Genomic DNA, 15,795 nt, shown 5'->3' with positions numbered 1-15,795 from the left:
ATTTGACTAGCTTTTAGTCATACTTTTGCAATTGCTGGTTCATTTGTTTTGACTAGATTTTTCAATTTCCTTTGCATTTGTCATGCTATTCTACAAAAGATGTACTCTTTAGTCATATCCAAACTCTTTTCAATATGCTCCAGTAACTGTTCTTTACGAGCAACACTTAGATCTTCATGGAACCCTGATGTATCAGATAAATGGATCTTCGCTAATTTAATGAATGATTTCCCATCATTTTCTAAAAACGTTTCCTTAATCGATGAAGCAACCTTAAGTTCATCTGCTGACAATTGTTGATTATCAACAATAACTTCTTGATCCACTGATAATGACCAAGCTAGATTTTTTACTAATCCGTTTTTTGTCAAAGCAGATTCAATCTCTTTAATTTGTTTTGTAATTGAATTTGGGTTTTTTGAATCGTAATTGATTTTCACATTAAGTGTTCCATCTACATGACTGCTTTCGTTTATAAACGTCTTTCCATCCTTAATGTTCTGTACACTTCTTTGAAGTGATTCAGAAAGTTTTAAATCGTGAATGGATATTTTGTTTCCATTCCATGTTCCATTTGTATTATTAATTCCATTTAGAACTTTAATTCCATTCCCACCAGCATCTACCCATTCCTTTAGGTTCTTTGTATAGTCATCAACTAATATATCTTTTTCTCCAATTTGTCCTGGTATAAACTCCGTTTTAGACTTTCCATACTCTGAGAAAATAATATTTTCTCTTGGGAAATTAGGAAGGTGTTTTTCTATCCAGGTAAGTTTTTCGGGTATCGCATAAGGTGAGTCCAATACAGATGACAAAATGTATATATTTGAATGATCTAAACTTCTTAATTCATTCACCGTATCTATCATCGTTTGTTGAGGTGCAAGATTTTCGAAATAACCTTCTTGGTACAAAATATCAAAAGACTCTAAGTGATTATTGAATTTAGCTAATACTCCATCAATATCCACAAAGATCCTTGTTGGTTCCTCATAGCCAAAGGTCTCATGCAAGTACATAATGTGATCTTCAGTAAAATCAATTTGACTCACTGTTTGATTAAAAATGTTTTGTTCTTTTAGAATATCTACTTCTCCACTCAACGCTTCCGTAATAGAGAAGTATTCTCTAGTATTTCTTAGTTCTGAAATTTTTATCCATTCTGGATCTCTTGTAGCTTCAAATCCAAGCACTTTTTCATTACCTTCTAATATTTTTCGTAGTGTGCTTTCTTCCAATTCTTGTAATACATCCCTAGTGTCTAAATGAGCAATATCTACACTTTCTTCACCATTATCAAAGCCAACATACCGGTTTTTGCTCTTATCCAAAGGACTAAATCCCAGTTCGCGTAGGTGATAATCACTATCATCTCCGACATATTCTTTTGTTTCTGGAATGATTAATGTTCCAAAATCAATGATGTCTTCCCATTCCAATGCATCAGGCTTTATCGAATGATGATCAAGACCTCGAATTCCCATATCAAAATCCCCACTAATCATCATGTCGTCTATCTTATATATTGCTTCATCAACATTGTCTGTAAGGTTAAATTCTTCATCATCTACCTGTTCTTGAAGATATTCTTTAAATGTTTGTCGTTGTTCATCACGCATCATTTTCAAATAGACTTGCTGATTGGATATTTCTTTCTTTACATTTAATATATCTAAGTCGTTTACTCCGAGAATATTCTTTTCTTGAAGCTCAAACAACTCTTCTCTATTCCTATTTATTAGTTCACTGGTTGCAACAACTTCTTTACTAACTAGCCATAGCATAGTCATATAATGCCCCCTTTCTTTTCATATAAGTTAGGGGTGACAGTGACTGTCACCCCTTTAAAAGAAGATAGCTTCCGTTCCTATCGGATACTCATCTTCTGAGTAAAGAATCTTACATTGTCCTCCATATCCGCTTCCTTGTTGAGAAAACAGGTATTCTGAACATGCTCGATCTGCAGGGTTATTTCCTGTCGATGTTGTATAACCATTTGAAAATAAAAACTGCTTAGCTTGTGGTTTCTCTTTCAATGGTATTTGTAATGGAGGTTGTACTACCTCGCTTTGAGTTGTTGAAGAATTACCAGTCCATTTATCTACAGTGTTAGATGCTGGTGTTTTTGTTTCTTCTTTTGGAAGTTCTTTTTCCTTAACAATGATCTTTATTTCTTTATTCGTTGCATTTCCTTCTTCATCTTTTGCAAAGATGGATATTGCATATTCACCAGGAACATTTTTGTCATAGTCTCCTTCAAGTTTGTACTCAATGTTCTTTGTCACATTATCAGTAACTTTTATATAACTTGATAAATCTAGATCATCACCTACAATAATTTCTATTCGATTCTTTGTGAGTGTAATGTTCGGTGGTGATAAGTCTTTTACAGAAACGCTTATTTCTGATTCCTTATGTTTTACTTCTTCTTTTGTAGCTTGTTGACAGCCTACAAGAAGTAAGCATGACAACAAGTACAAAGTAATTATTTTAATTTTTTTCACTTTTTCTTTTTTTAATGACAATAAGACCACCAAATGCAGAAAGAGTTAATAATGCAAGGAATCCTGTTGTGTTTGTAGTATCTCCAGTTTGAGGAAGTGCTGCAGTTTCAATTAAAGAGTTAAAGTAATCAAACGTATATGTGTATTCTTCATCAAAGTCTTCATGTGTTACTTTCACTACTTCGTCAGATAGCACATATCCTTTTGGAGCTTCAATTTCACGTATCTCTACATAATCGAAATTTCCAATTCCAGTAAATGTTTGTGTAGCAATTCCTGTGTCAGTATCACCATCAAATGATTCTACTTTCACTTCTTTGTCATCTTTGAAGAATTTCGCCTCAAACTTAAATTCTCTCGATTTAATTAGCTCTTTTGTAGCAGTGTCTTTTTTCGCTACATTGATCGTAAATTCTGTTTCTTCAAAGCGAACAGTTTGTCCTTCATCTTCAGGGTCATTGTGTGACACAAAAAGTGTATCTACTTCAGGATTATCTTTACCTGCTTCGTAAATATCTTCAGTAAAGAAGAGTTTAGCACCAGCTGGAAGAGAATCTTTTTCTGCTTCAATTTTGCTTATAAAGTCTGCATCAGCTTCTTCAAAAGTAACGTTTTCATATCTTACTTCTTTATACAAAGTGTGATTTCCACCTTCATCATAGATCCAAGCTTTTGTAACAAAAGTAAAGATCATACTAGGATCTAATCCATCTACCATTGATACATCGATTAATACATTATCAATTGTAGGGTCTAATGTTTTTTCGCCATTAATTCCAGTTGCTAAAGTACCAATAGTAGGCTTGATTTTATTTTCATATTCAAATGAATATACTTCACCGATTCCAGGTAAGTCTTTATCAACTTTTACTTGCTTGATTTCATCTGATAAGAAGTAAGCATCATTAGTTGCTGTTTCTGTAATTGTTCCTTCAGCTGAATAAGGGATGTCCTTAAATGTTGCTTTACCAGTCTCTGGATCAACAGCTTCTGTAACTGAAAATTCTTCTCCGTTAAATGTGTAATCGAACGTAAATTCAAACCCTTCTACTCCAATAATGATTTCACCTGTATACTTATCAGTTTTCACTACTTCAAGATTTGTGCGAATTAATTTATTTTCAACTTTAGCTGTTTCAATATACAAATCTGTATATGTATCTGTTTGTTCAAACACGAACTCATGAACTGTTTCATCTAATACATATCCTTCAGATGTAACTTTTTCTTGAAGTGTGTATGTAGTTAATTCACCAGCACTTAAGAATAGATCAGAAATAACTAATTTTCCTGTTACGGGATCTGTGTACCATAATCCATCTGGAGAATTTGGATTGTTAATAACTTCTCCAGCGTCATATAGCACAGAACCATCAATTGCAGAAATAACTTCATTAACTGTTTTAAATTCAAAACCAGCTACTTTGTCGTAAGTAGTTTCCATTTCTTCGAATGTTTTAGTTAATTCAATTTGTACTTTTGGTTGTTTATTCTTAACAACAACTGTAATCACTGGATCGAAATTATCATCAATTTCATAGCTTGCACTATCATTTACATCAACGTAAATTGGCGTTTTAACATCTAAGTATCCAGTCGGAATTTTTGCTTCAACGATTTCATATTTGCTTACATCAAGTAATAAAGGTGTAGTTGCTTCACCAGTAATCACTCCAGCAATTGTTCCATCTTCAGTTGTAGTAAATTCATCAATCCATCTACTTCCAACTTTTTGTTTAACGTATTCACCAGTAGCTGTATCAATTAGTTTGAAAGTAACGTAATCGTAAGTTACTTTTTCCCCTGTATCTGCGTCTTGTTTAACAAACTTAACTTTCGCTTTAAATGGTGCATCATTAACAATTTCTGGTTGAGGATCATCAATTTGCTCGTGAATAGTTACAACTCTAGTTGGAGCTTTAATACAGTTAGCTGGAGTATCTGTTTCTTCACGCAGATAAGTTCCATAAGGCATATAATCAGTAATCAAGTATCCAAACGCATTAGTTCTACCAACAAAGTACGTATGAGCATTATCCCATCCAACTGAGTCTACTTCGCTTTTTAACTTCCATGTGAACTCAGCACCTTCTACAAAAGGCAATACTCCTGATGTTCCATCTGATGAAACCTTGTACAATGCATCTTTTCCTAGAATAACTTGTTCTCTTGATTGTGCTGACTTTTCAATCACTGCTGTTGCAGAATCAACATATCTTAAATCGATGTCGTATTTCGTTGTGTCTAAATGATAACCAGTTGAAGCAACTGTTTCCTCAAAGTAATATTCACCTACAGGTAGGTTTTCAACAATCATTGTTAGATCTGTACCAAGTACTTCTTCTTTTACGATTTCATCTTTCGAATAAATCACTGTATTTGTTACAAGATCTAAAACATCTTCTTTTGCTTTTAATGCATATTGAGCATCATCTAATCGTGCATCTCCTAGTGGAGTAGTTCCACCTGTATCATTGTCGACTTTTGTTAGAGTAGCTTTACCAACAGCACGAACGTTTGTTTTTGTGTATGAAACAGTTTCGTTCGGAACAATTGTCTTATATGAAGGTGTTGCATCTAAAATCAATGGTGCTGGAACACTTGTCTCAACAATTTTTACTTCTTTAGGTAAAATTTGGTCAACTTTCACTTTCCCATCTGCACCAGTAGTATATGATCCAATTTTCGAACCATTGTCATTATAGAAAATATCAAAGCTTGTATTTGGAATATAATTTCCGTGATTATCCATTTTCGCAATTTCTAAAGATCCGTAACGCAAGTTTTGTAAATTTACTGGAAAACGGTCTGGGTCACTAATACCAAATATACCAAGTTGTTGTGATTGTACTTTGTTATAATTTAAAGATGGTCTTTTGTATCCACCAACTTTTTTAACTAATTGTATTTCGATATTTTCATCAGTTGTATTGTTATTTGTTACTGTTAGAACTCCATTTGAAAAAGATGCAGTTACACCAGTTGATTGTTTAAATACATCCCAACCAGAAGTCACACCATTTGTTGCATTGAACTTTTTAGTTTCACCAACTGTGATTTTTCCATCTCCTAAATTAAAAGTTGGCTTTGTCCAAAATGAAGTTGCCTTTGCTTCAAATTGGTTAATATATCCTTGTAAGTTGTTTACGTTTGTTGCTGTAACTCTAAACCCATGGGATGCACTGAACATAATCTGATGCTGATAGATTTGAAAAGCAGCGTACGCCTCATCGGACATAGAATTAATATCATTTGCAACTGCTAATCTTGCTAAGCGTTTTCTCGTGGCAGTCTCAATGGCTGGATCACTGTTATATCCACCTCCAGTTAAAACAACGACTGTTGGATCAAAACATGTTGTTAATATCCCATCTGCATAAATCTTAGAAAGTTCATATCCATATGCGGACATAATTTGATTAGCAGGATTGATTGGTGTATCTGATTCCCAACTAAAAGTATATCCAGTCTTTACGACACTTACATTCCCTACCGGTGCAGCTAAAACGTCAATATTAGATACACTAATTGATGACAAAAATGTAAAAATAACCATCAAGCTCACTAGTAGTCTTTTGATTGGTTTAATTGTTAATAAATTCAATTTTCTCATTTTTATTTTTCCTCCTCTGTCTATAAATGAAAAAAGACAACTTATTTAAGTTGTCTGATTGATAACCATGCATCATGGTCCTCTTATTCTTTTGTATTTCATTAGATTTTCCTTTCATTTTGGTATTAAAAAAGCTGATAGTTTTTTCTATCAGCTTTACTTCTCGATTATTTCTTACTTCATTCACTATTACCTTAATTTAGTTCGTTTCCCAATTTATTGTTGTTCCCACATTCCCACAATTGTCATCAATACTGTAGATTGTGAAAGTGTTTGACCAACTAGGCTGATTGTTTAATGCCCATATTTCCATAAGTTCATAATCGTTATCATCCCAAAAATTATACTCAGTAAAAACTTTGCCACTATTTCCTACATTATTCCATTTAATGAATGTACAAGCATTTGGCACATTAGGATTCGAAGGAACAGGTGTTTGTGTACCACCACCAGTTGTACCTGCAGTTCCATTATTGTTACCACCAGTTGTACCTGCAGTTCCATTTGAAGCATTTCCAGTTGTACTTCCTTGACTTCCGTTATTCGAAGTTTCTGTTTGCTTGTTTTCAGCTTCAGCCTTTTCTTTCTCTTCTGCTTCTTTTTCTGCTTTTGATTTTTCTCCAACTACTACCTCAAAAGCCTGCTCAGTTTTATTTTTGTATTTATCTGTTGCAATTGCTTTAGCTTTATATGAACCAGCTTTGTTTAGATCAACATCTTTGCTGTCGATTGTAATCTTAACTTCGCTTAGATCCTCTGCGCTGAAGTTTGTTGCTAAATCACCATCAAATTCACGATCCACTTCTACTTTTGCTTTAGGATCCTTGAACACTGGTGAAGTTGTATCTTTAACTTGTACTTTTTGAGTCAATAATTCATCTCCATATTTCAAGTCAACTTTGTAATCCCCTACAGGTACAATCCCATCTACCTTTTTCGCATTAGTAGATACTTTCGTTTTAGATAAAATACTCTTATCATCTGTATCAAGATAATCTTTTGCATCTAATGATACTTCATCACCTAACTCAACAACAACAACATCTTTCTTTAAGCTAATTCTTTTGTCTTGTTGTGTACTAACAAATATAGCCGTAAAGATTAACGCGATCAACGCGATCCCAGCAACGGTAGAAATTACTACCTTCTTGTTTTTTAGAACATTTTTCATTTTTCTTTCTCCTCTATAGTTTTTTCTTATTAGCCAAAAAAGATAAAATAAAACACATCTTTCAGGAGATGTGCTATGTCTAAAATTCCACACTATCATTTTAGCACATTCCTATGTTACAAAAAAAGGCACATTTTTGGTCACTTTTTTGGTCGTTTTTTGGTCGCTTTTTTGGTCACTTTTTTGCACGCTTTTTGGTCAACTTTTTGGTCGCTTTTTGGTCAACTTTTTGGTCGCTTTTTTGCACGCTTTTTGGTCAACTTTTTGGTCGCTTTTTTGCACGCTTTTTGGTCACTTTTTTGGTCGCTTTTTTGCACGCTTTTTGGTCACTTTTTTGGTCGCTTTTTTGCACGCTTTTTGGTCGCTTTTTTGCACACCATTCAAAAGTCCTTTATTTATAAGGGTTTCATATGCCTCACAATTACTATTAAACCACTTTTTTAAACACATTGCTTATATAATCAACGATTCCTTCTTCTGGAGAATGCGTAACTTTCAAGTTGATTGAGTGAAATTCTTTGATTATTGAGTCCACATTTTCTCCAATTTGTCCTGGATAAACTGACTTTTCATACTTAATTTCGCTTCGAACTGCGTTAAGTTTTACATAAAATTCATTCATATATTGAAAATCATGTTCAAAATAATCGTTATATTCAATCAAACAATTTGTAAATTTTTGTACATTCGTTTCAATGTTCATCCATTTTGCTACTTTTTCTTTTCTACTTGTGCTTACTTTCTTTTGAAAGATTCTAGAATGCGATAGAAATTTGTTTCTGCATCTCATAAACTCCATGAGTATGTCACTTAATACTTCAAAATCAAATCTCACTATAATCGTATCTGATGAATAATCTACCTGGTCAAAATTTTCTAGTTGCTTACTCAATTCATAAACATATCTTTTTTCAAGTTCTCTTGCTCTGTAGAGATTGTTCAATAGATCTTCATATATCAACCAGCTCATATCCAGTCTTTTGTTATTCCCATCTATTAATTTGGTTACAAACCAAGTTAATACAGCAGATACTATTGCTATTATTAATCCATCCATGTTTACCCCTTTATATGTCACTAAATATAATATAACAAATATGCTAAGGAATAAAGGTACAACGTATGAACTACTCTTACTTTTAAAAATCATAAACTTTAATCCGGATTCGTGCTTTTTTCGAACTTTATGACATTAACGATTAAATCTTTCGATATATTCTCACCACTTGGTAAATCGAGTCTATACGTGACTTTATATTTCCCTTCAGTATCTGTATTCAACTGCTTACCAACTTTTACAAAGTCTTTTAAATTATAGCCTTTTTCATCTTCAGCACGTTTTATATAGTCTTCGAACACAAACGTCGAACCAACTTCTAAATCAACCTCTTCTTGAGTTAGATCTAAAACGGGTTTTTGTTTCTTTGTTTGTTCTGCCTCTTTTTCTTGTTTTTCCTTTTCAGCAACTACTGCTTTTTCATCTTGCTGATGCATAAACTCACTTGATACAACAAATGCTGCAGCACCAAGGATAAAAACAACAGTTACAATCGCAATAATCGCTTTAGTTTTTGTTTGCATGTTTTGGTTTCCTTTCGACTTCACAATTTAGACAAATTGCCAATTGTGTTTCTGCATCTTTCAACTCTTCCCTCAATTTTCTTAATCCATACCCCATACAGTCTTGAAGTTCTTCTTCATCCATCTTATGAAAATACCTGTTAATTATAAGACTTCTTTTATCTGCAGGAAGTTTGTTCAATGCAGTCATAAAGAATTCAATGTAATTTGATTTTTGTTCCGATAGTTGCATGTTTCTAATTGCTTTGTGTAATTGAACATCACGATCTGAATTCCCTTGTTGCGTAGTATCAATGACACTACATGACTGTAGAGAGTTTTCTTCATAAAACATTGGCTGATCTATGAGTATTTCCATCGATTTAATGTGTCTACGCAATTGCTCACGCGTTTTCTTTTCATCAATCATGTTTATATATGGCAACATAGTTTATCCTCCTTCTTTTTATCATCTTTGCTCCAGAACTCTCAGCTTCTTTGTAGTCCCATGCATTTTATACCTTCTAATTCTTTCTCGTACTTCAACAAATGTTGGAGTTCTTTCTAACTCGTCTATTAACTCCTCATATACTTTCCACATGAATATTAGTGTTTTTTGCGTTGCTAGCAATGATACTGTTCTATATTGTTGACCAAGAGTTAATGTTTTTAGTTCGAACTCTTCTAACTTAAATTCAGAATGTGACTTTGCTTTAGCATGTGTCTTCATAGTTTTTGTCAGTTCTAATGCAAGTGAGTACATCTCTATTTCTTTCAAAACTACTAACCCCTTTCCATTGCTTTATACAATATACTGCACAAAGCATCATAATCACGCTCGTCAATGTGGCCATATTCTAATCCTTTTGTGAACTCCTTGTTAATGAGTTTGTAACACCAAGTTTCTATATCTGCATTCTTATCACTTTTCTGTGCATTTATTTTGTTGTCTTTATTAGCTAAAGTATCCTGTTCCTCAAATGACATTTTTGACAGTGCATAAGCTTGTTCAAAAGATATTTCATTATTTTGAAGAGCTTCCTTAGTTACTGGAGATGCTTTACGGTAGACTGTTAGATATTTTTGGACTTGAGTTGTGGCCATATCTAGATTTTCAGCTAATAAGTCTCTCATTTTACCTGGTAAATTGTCTCCACGATCTTTCATCTTTTGAATTAATTCTGACTTGCGTCCAATTGCTTGCATTTTGTCATAATTGCTAAGTTCATTAATTACCAAGTTCGTATCATATAAACTCATTTCTTCATCGATTGCGTCTACTTCTTTTACAATACAATTGATGTATTCGAATTCCTTCATACCTAGCACTTCAACTAGATATCTAACTGCTTCAGTACGGTGATGTCCAGCAGTAAGTTTAAATTTACCAGGTTGTCCTGGTATCACATTTACTGTGGGACATTGTTCCAAACCAATTACCATAATCGAATCAACTAGATCCATTACTTTCTCTTGATCTATCTTCCTGTTACGTTCATGAGCAATTAATTGTGTGTAATGAAGGAGCCTAGGTCGATTTTGAACTACTTTAACTTCTTCATGTGTTTGTGCATCACGATTACTTGCTTCAAACATTGCTTGTACGTCCATTACTTCCAACCCTCCTCTTTAAATATCTCATTGCACAGTTCCGTGTATACCATATTCACTTTATGACTTTTCTTGTATTTGCGAATTGGAATACCTGCAATCTGTGCATCATTAATTACTGTTGTATGATACACCGTATTATCAAACACTTTGGTATCTAGCAAATCACAGCATGTCTTAGCCATTTCATTGATTGCTTGTTCTGCTTTTGTATTTTTATCAATATTAGACAATAACAATCCATGAATTTTTAAATTTGGGTTATACATCTTTCTAACAAAACTAATTTCATTTTGTAGATCTGCAAGTCCCATAACTGAATAGGACCCTGGGTTCATAGGAACGATCACTTTATCTGCAGCTGCAAACAAGTTGTGCGTAAGTTGTGTGATTTCAGGGCATCCATCAATAATGATTACATCGAATAGCCACTTGAATGGTTCTAGCGCTTCTCTAAGCATCAATGGTGCATCGAAGTCCGATTGCATGTTAATTCCATTTAGTTGTTTTGTTGAACCGAGCATATATAAGTTTTCATCAACTTTTTGAAATGCATCAATTCCTTCAGTTGATTTTGGACGATTCATCAAGAATGTAAATAGATCTCTTTTCACTACTTCAGTTCCTAAAAACGTTTTTGTTAGATTTCCTGATGGATCCACATCAATTACTAGTGTTTTTTTATTTGCTACATGTGCTGCATAATCAGCGATTTGGATTGATGTAGTTGTCTTACCACATCCACCTTTTTGATTTTCTATTGCGTATACTGTTGTCATTTCGTATCTCCTCTTTTAAGTTTCATTTATGTCATATATAAGTGACAGTAACTGTCATCTCACTTAATGTGTTTCTGCTTCGATTAGTTTTTCTCTTCTCAAGCTATAAAGTTCTTTCTTATGACTCATGTTTAATATCACTAAACTTCTAATATAAGCCATCCATTCATCTAAACATTTCAATTCTGCACAAATTCCATCAGGATATTCTCCAGTTAGTTCTTTGATGATAAACCCATGTAATATTCTTTCTTCAATTCTATCTGGATATGTGATGCAACATTGGTCAAGCTCTAACAATACATCTGCTAGATGCCATTCAAAGAAGCTATAGTTCTTTGCTATCATCGAAGCAATAACTAACGCCTGCTCATATGTTTCTTTTGAAGTAAGTTCAACAAGTATTCCATTGACACTTCTTGTTTCTAATTCTTCTTCTATACTAATAGTTTTCGTATTTTTCATTTCAGTAAGTATTTCTGATAATGTTTCAATAATCTTCATTACATTTCTCCTTTTAAATTTCCAATAATTTTTCTTGCTTCATAAATTCTTCTAAATACGTTGATACCTTTGTACTCATGGATCTATAAATCACAATCTTCCCAAATGTTCGTGGATATTTGATTTGTAAGTATGCCTGGTAAAAACCTGTCTTGAAGTTTTTTGATAATGCTTGGTACTTACAAACGAACCTCGCGTTTTTATGTACGTAGATTCCAATGTCTTTATTTTGAATCCTAAATCTTTCTCGATGTACAACAAACTCTACATCCTTGAACTGATATACATAGACGCGAGTTGTTCTATCATGATATTCATCAATCTTTATCAGATTAAGCTTTGCCAATTGATCTTTATTCAATCGATGACAATGAGCTAGACATTTATCATAGCGAGTAACATATTCAACAATTACTAATATCAGTAAAGTAAGAGTGAATCCAATTGCTATCACTTCTATTCCCCCTCTCTAAAATGGTCTCTCTTCCAGGTACTTGACTAGCAGATACCCAAGAATCAATAAAATGACCAAGACCGATTTTACAATCACAACAATCTTTTGCTTATTCATCTTTGTTATACGTTTTTTCATAATTGTTCACTCTCTATAAAATGTTTTACTTGATCATAATTGTTTTCAATCTTCAATAAGATCTCTTTGTCGTTGTTTTCTTTCATTTCGACCTCTTTAAGAAGAGACTTATCTACAAGCTTGTTTACTTCTTGTTTAATAATGTCTTCAATCACCTGTGGTTCTAATGCATCAAGTTCCCAACTACTAGTTCCATATTTATCGATGTATTTATCAACGCGTGAATCCGTAAGTTTAGCAGGGTTTGGTGGTGGCCCATATTTAGTGATTTGTCTTTTCGTTAAAGCTACTCGTTTTACATTTACATCTGCTTCGAATAGGTTAAGACGCTCCTGGATATCTCTCGTCATATCAATTCCTGAAGGATCGTGATCACCAAGATGAATTATTGTTCTTGATGCTTTATGACTTTGGCATATAAACACACCCTTTCTTATCTGTGAATTCGTCTATCCACAATACGATCATGAGTTGCAATTGCTTTTGCATGTAATACAATAACTTCATTCTCGATATCAACATCTAAAAAGCGACCAAGACCGTCAATATAATTAACTTTTATTCCATTTAATGAAAAAATCTTTTTAAATACCTGCTGCGTCTGGGAGTTTTTGAAAGTAACATACAAATTGCGTTTCCTTATAACTCTTCTTTTACTTACTTTGGTTATCTCTTCAATCCCTACATGCGCTTCAACAACCTCATGATTTGAGATAATTCGATTAATTTCATGCAGTATGCTTTTTTTGTTGTTCATATATGACTTTACCTTTACAGAATTAGCAAAAATAATAACTCCAATACATATAACAGCTACAATTAATATAGTGATCGTAAACGTATTAATCTCTTGAAATAAATCCATAACTTTTCTCCTTTATAACGTAAGTTGCACATTCTCAATTTCTTCAAAGAACATTCTGATCAGGATCTCAATATTGTTCTCTAAGTCATTTACTCGTTGTTTGTAATACTGAATATACCTTTTCTTTCCGTCTTTATCATGGAAGTATTGATTTTTAAATCTAGCTTTATAATGTTCAAATATCTTTTCTAATTGCTGGTAGGCAACTGTACTATTCAATTTCTCCAACTTCCAGTCTTTATCCTTTCTAACCAAGTTCATTTCGTATTCCCACTTCAACAAATAGTTAATTGTGTATTGAACTATTATTTTTGCATGATTTATTGCACCGATTCTTCTTCTTATGACTTTTGGATAATGACGCAAGTTTTGACTTTTACGTAATACTTTACCTTCAGTAAAACCGTTACTACGAAGTTTCCAGAATGCAGCTATTACACATCGCTTTAATCGATTGATGAAATTAAGCCATCCATTTTTGGGGTAAGCAAAGAATCTTTCACGCTTTCCAAATAACACATCATTCTTTATCTTTCTACCTTTTTTGTCTAACATGAAGTCTCCGGCTTTATACGAAAGCTCTTTATATTCTTCTGGGCAAGTATCCTTAGCAAACTTCTTTGTTCGACTATCAATGTATTGTGTTTGTCGATATCGTTTATGCTTATAATTACCTAAATACACTCGATCTATCACTGTTATCAAAGCGTATGTTGTTTGCGCATATTCATTTTCAATATTTTCTACAACATATGGCACATGTGTAGTTTTATTAACTAACTTCCCTTTATCATTAATTTCCTTTGTATTTGAATTCACTATATTGTGCATGAATTCATAGATGAATTGCTTTCGTTCTTTCACAGTTTTCATCGATCTTGGATAAAGCATTTTCAGTTGTGTTGCATAAACTGCTTTCTTATTCTTTTGTTTATAGTTATCAATAAACTCTTTATATTGGTTCTTAAAAGTGAGTAATCCACCATTAAACTTGTATATAAAGAATGAATTTTCTGTCTTATCTTCAAAATATCCATCAAATGACTCCTCATGTATAGGTTCACATCTCAAATAAACATTAGATTTTTTTCCATCACTAATCACATCTAACGATTTAAATAAATCCAATTGTGAGTATTTCTTGTTTGTTAATGCTGATTCCAATAAGTAACTATAATTCAATGTATTCATTAATTAACATCCCTTCTACGGCACATGCCGTATAAATACGCACCGCCGTTACACGTAGTGCTTTTTTCCCCTTGAAAAATGAAAAATTATTTATCATAAGTAATATTCCTAAACGTCATAATCTGTCCATGTATCGACTCCTGCATGATGTGTTATATCTTTGTTGATCTGTCAGAGGCTCTCAATACAATCGACTGGGTGTCTCCCCTTCTTTTTAATTCCCGATTTGACTCACAGCATATTACTAATCACTGTTGACGATGTTTGTCCTGACTTAAATCCATATGGACGAAATCATCCAATGAAACTTTGAAATAGCTGCAGATCATGACCACTGTCTCAATTGAAGGATTATTTACTTGTCCATTTCTTATTCGTCTAAGAGTTGATTCATCAATATTTACTTCTTTTGATAAGCGAAACGTATTCGTATTGTTATTTTGTAATAAGTATTTAAAGTTGTTGTTTATATACATTTTGAATTCCTTTCTATATTTGATATAATGACAAATAGGCGTTACCGCCGATATATTGTAGGTATTTTATGGAGGTATAGATATGAACAACTCAAGTAACACACAACCATTAATCGATAACTTAGTTATTCCAGGAATTATCCTAGTTATAATTTTTGTTCTTGGATATCTTGGTTATCAGGTCCTCAAGTATATTGTTCTATCAAAATTGGATAACCTCAAACCTTATAAATCAGGAATAACGTATACGCCATATAAAGATTATTTCTCAGTCGAATATAGTACTTACGAAAAGCACAAACTTCAAATAATGAAAGATAGGTATGAATTAGGTAAGATTATTAACTTAAAGACATATAGCTATCCTATTGAAATAACTAGTGTACAGACACTTGATCTACACCCTGGTAAACTTTTTAATCACAAAAGAGTAAAACTATACTACTTTGAACCATATCGTGAAGATAATTCTAAGTCATCGGGCGATAACTTCGGAAACTTCACTGGTGTATTTATTAAAAATTCGCAAGGTGTTGAAGTTAATTCGAACATAGCTGGAGACTTCTCCAGTGAAAGATCAATAGTTGAAAATCATTCTGGAATAGATGATACTGACCGCGAGTTTTTGTTAGAGGTTATAGATACGCTAAACAATAAAAGCAAAATATCTAAGAAAAGTGCGAAAGATTTTATTGATATCACTACAAAGATTGTTGACCTTGGTCAAGCCATTCCCTCATTGATTGCCGTGATTCGAAAGTTCCTATAACTGTGAACCATGCATCAAATGCATCTTCCTCAAAAAGTTGACGAATTTCTTTAACAAGAATCTGTCTTCTTTTTTTTCGTATTCCACTAGAGTCTTCTATCATATACTCCTTCTTTATTTTGTTTAGATGCATTAATTTAAGAGTACAAAGCAAATC

The 15,795-nt window shown here is 33.0% G+C and carries 18 protein-coding genes; 2 read left to right on the top strand and 16 right to left on the bottom strand.

Annotated elements, in window-relative coordinates; translation table 11 throughout:
- Positions 1-80: 80 nt before the first annotated feature.
- From EDD63_RS05980 to EDD63_RS05965, 4 genes are all read right to left on the bottom strand, one after another.
- Positions 81-1,793, bottom strand: coding sequence for a 5' nucleotidase, NT5C type (locus EDD63_RS05980; RefSeq protein ID WP_134169468.1), 1,713 nt, complete (start codon positions 1,791-1,793; stop codon positions 81-83).
- Positions 1,794-1,847: 54 nt separating this feature from the next.
- The gene (locus tag EDD63_RS05975) at positions 1,848-2,507 is read right to left on the bottom strand and encodes a hypothetical protein (RefSeq protein WP_134169466.1); all 660 of its coding nucleotides are present in this window, start codon (positions 2,505-2,507) and stop codon (positions 1,848-1,850) included.
- On the bottom strand, positions 2,494-6,120 hold the full coding sequence (locus EDD63_RS05970; protein ID WP_134169464.1) for an LPXTG cell wall anchor domain-containing protein: 3,627 nt from the start codon (positions 6,118-6,120) through the stop codon (positions 2,494-2,496). Before EDD63_RS05970 ends, EDD63_RS05975 begins: the two co-directional genes overlap by 14 nt.
- A gap of 199 nt (positions 6,121-6,319) precedes the next feature.
- Entirely contained in the window at positions 6,320-7,291 is a 972-nt protein-coding gene (locus tag EDD63_RS05965) for a hypothetical protein (RefSeq protein WP_134169463.1), read from the bottom strand.
- A gap of 75 nt (positions 7,292-7,366) precedes the next feature.
- On the opposite strand from EDD63_RS05965, the gene EDD63_RS05960 reads away from it, so the two are divergent.
- On the top strand, positions 7,367-7,735 hold the full coding sequence (locus EDD63_RS05960; protein ID WP_134169462.1) for a hypothetical protein: 369 nt from the start codon (positions 7,367-7,369) through the stop codon (positions 7,733-7,735).
- On the opposite strand, the gene EDD63_RS05955 is transcribed toward EDD63_RS05960, so the two are convergent.
- The 12 genes from EDD63_RS05955 to EDD63_RS11755 all read right to left on the bottom strand — a co-directional run bounded on the left by EDD63_RS05955 (position 7,719) and on the right by EDD63_RS11755 (position 14,869).
- The gene (locus EDD63_RS05955) at positions 7,719-8,348 is read right to left on the bottom strand and encodes a hypothetical protein (protein WP_134169461.1); all 630 of its coding nucleotides are present in this window, start codon (positions 8,346-8,348) and stop codon (positions 7,719-7,721) included. The two genes, EDD63_RS05960 and EDD63_RS05955, sit on opposite strands and share 17 nt — an antisense overlap.
- Positions 8,349-8,446: 98 nt before the next feature.
- Entirely contained in the window at positions 8,447-8,872 is a 426-nt protein-coding gene (locus EDD63_RS05950; protein ID WP_134169460.1) for an immunoglobulin-like domain-containing protein, read from the bottom strand.
- Entirely contained in the window at positions 8,856-9,299 is a 444-nt protein-coding gene (locus EDD63_RS05945) for a SigE family RNA polymerase sigma factor (protein WP_134169459.1), read from the bottom strand. Before EDD63_RS05945 ends, EDD63_RS05950 begins: the two co-directional genes overlap by 17 nt.
- A gap of 21 nt (positions 9,300-9,320) precedes the next feature.
- Positions 9,321-9,629, bottom strand: a complete 309-nt coding sequence (locus EDD63_RS05940; protein ID WP_134169458.1) for a hypothetical protein — start codon at positions 9,627-9,629, stop codon at positions 9,321-9,323.
- A gap of 5 nt (positions 9,630-9,634) precedes the next feature.
- Positions 9,635-10,462, bottom strand: a complete 828-nt coding sequence (locus tag EDD63_RS05935; RefSeq protein ID WP_134169456.1) for a ParB/RepB/Spo0J family partition protein — start codon at positions 10,460-10,462, stop codon at positions 9,635-9,637.
- Positions 10,462-11,241 carry a ParA family protein gene (locus EDD63_RS05930; RefSeq protein WP_134169454.1) on the bottom strand — a complete coding sequence of 260 codons (780 nt, stop codon included), beginning with the start codon at positions 11,239-11,241 and terminating at the stop codon, positions 10,462-10,464. Before EDD63_RS05930 ends, EDD63_RS05935 begins: the two co-directional genes overlap by 1 nt.
- A gap of 63 nt (positions 11,242-11,304) precedes the next feature.
- A complete protein-coding gene (locus EDD63_RS05925) occupies positions 11,305-11,745 on the bottom strand; it encodes a hypothetical protein (protein WP_134169452.1) in 441 nt (146 codons plus the stop codon).
- A gap of 13 nt (positions 11,746-11,758) precedes the next feature.
- Positions 11,759-12,199, bottom strand: coding sequence for a hypothetical protein (locus EDD63_RS05920; protein WP_134169450.1), 441 nt, complete (start codon positions 12,197-12,199; stop codon positions 11,759-11,761).
- A 134-nt stretch (positions 12,200-12,333) separates the two neighbouring features.
- The gene (locus tag EDD63_RS05915; protein WP_134169448.1) at positions 12,334-12,762 is read right to left on the bottom strand and encodes a hypothetical protein; all 429 of its coding nucleotides are present in this window, start codon (positions 12,760-12,762) and stop codon (positions 12,334-12,336) included.
- Positions 12,763-12,770: 8 nt separating this feature from the next.
- Positions 12,771-13,202 carry a hypothetical protein gene (locus EDD63_RS05910; protein ID WP_134169446.1) on the bottom strand — a complete coding sequence of 144 codons (432 nt, stop codon included), beginning with the start codon at positions 13,200-13,202 and terminating at the stop codon, positions 12,771-12,773.
- Between the two features lie 12 nt (positions 13,203-13,214).
- Complete coding sequence (locus tag EDD63_RS05905) at positions 13,215-14,393, bottom strand: hypothetical protein (RefSeq protein ID WP_134169444.1); 1,179 nt, start codon at positions 14,391-14,393, stop codon at positions 13,215-13,217.
- Positions 14,394-14,641: 248 nt separating this feature from the next.
- Positions 14,642-14,869, bottom strand: a complete 228-nt coding sequence (locus EDD63_RS11755) for a helix-turn-helix domain-containing protein (protein ID WP_134169442.1) — start codon at positions 14,867-14,869, stop codon at positions 14,642-14,644.
- Between the two features lie 82 nt (positions 14,870-14,951).
- Between EDD63_RS11755 and EDD63_RS05895 the strand changes: the two genes are divergently transcribed.
- Entirely contained in the window at positions 14,952-15,638 is a 687-nt protein-coding gene (locus tag EDD63_RS05895; RefSeq protein ID WP_134169440.1) for a hypothetical protein, read from the top strand.
- Positions 15,639-15,795: the final 157 nt, after the last annotated feature.

The sequence above is a fragment of the Breznakia blatticola genome (assembly GCF_004365815.1).
GTDB classification, from domain to species: Bacteria; Bacillota_I; Bacilli_A; order Erysipelotrichales; family Erysipelotrichaceae; genus Breznakia; species Breznakia blatticola.
The sequence above is the reverse complement of the archived record's forward strand: the minus strand, read 5'-3'. Positions and strand labels throughout refer to the sequence as shown.

Coding starts and splice junctions, on each gene's coding strand:
- EDD63_RS05960 (WP_134169462.1), top strand. CDS start 7,367: ATGTCTAAAATTCCACACTATCATTTTAGCACATTCCTATGTTACAAA.
- EDD63_RS05935 (WP_134169456.1), bottom strand. CDS start 10,462: ATGGACGTACAAGCAATGTTTGAAGCAAGTAATCGTGATGCACAAACA.
- EDD63_RS05980 (WP_134169468.1), bottom strand. CDS start 1,793: ATGACTATGCTATGGCTAGTTAGTAAAGAAGTTGTTGCAACCAGTGAA.
- EDD63_RS05955 (WP_134169461.1), bottom strand. CDS start 8,348: ATGGATGGATTAATAATAGCAATAGTATCTGCTGTATTAACTTGGTTT.
- EDD63_RS05905 (WP_134169444.1), bottom strand. CDS start 14,393: ATGAATACATTGAATTATAGTTACTTATTGGAATCAGCATTAACAAAC.
- EDD63_RS05925 (WP_134169452.1), bottom strand. CDS start 11,745: ATGAAGATTATTGAAACATTATCAGAAATACTTACTGAAATGAAAAAT.
- EDD63_RS05910 (WP_134169446.1), bottom strand. CDS start 13,202: ATGGATTTATTTCAAGAGATTAATACGTTTACGATCACTATATTAATT.
- EDD63_RS05965 (WP_134169463.1), bottom strand. CDS start 7,291: ATGAAAAATGTTCTAAAAAACAAGAAGGTAGTAATTTCTACCGTTGCT.
- EDD63_RS11755 (WP_134169442.1), bottom strand. CDS start 14,869: ATGTATATAAACAACAACTTTAAATACTTATTACAAAATAACAATACG.
- EDD63_RS05945 (WP_134169459.1), bottom strand. CDS start 9,299: ATGTTGCCATATATAAACATGATTGATGAAAAGAAAACGCGTGAGCAA.
- EDD63_RS05895 (WP_134169440.1), top strand. CDS start 14,952: ATGAACAACTCAAGTAACACACAACCATTAATCGATAACTTAGTTATT.
- EDD63_RS05930 (WP_134169454.1), bottom strand. CDS start 11,241: ATGACAACAGTATACGCAATAGAAAATCAAAAAGGTGGATGTGGTAAG.
- EDD63_RS05950 (WP_134169460.1), bottom strand. CDS start 8,872: ATGCAAACAAAAACTAAAGCGATTATTGCGATTGTAACTGTTGTTTTT.
- EDD63_RS05970 (WP_134169464.1), bottom strand. CDS start 6,120: ATGAGAAAATTGAATTTATTAACAATTAAACCAATCAAAAGACTACTA.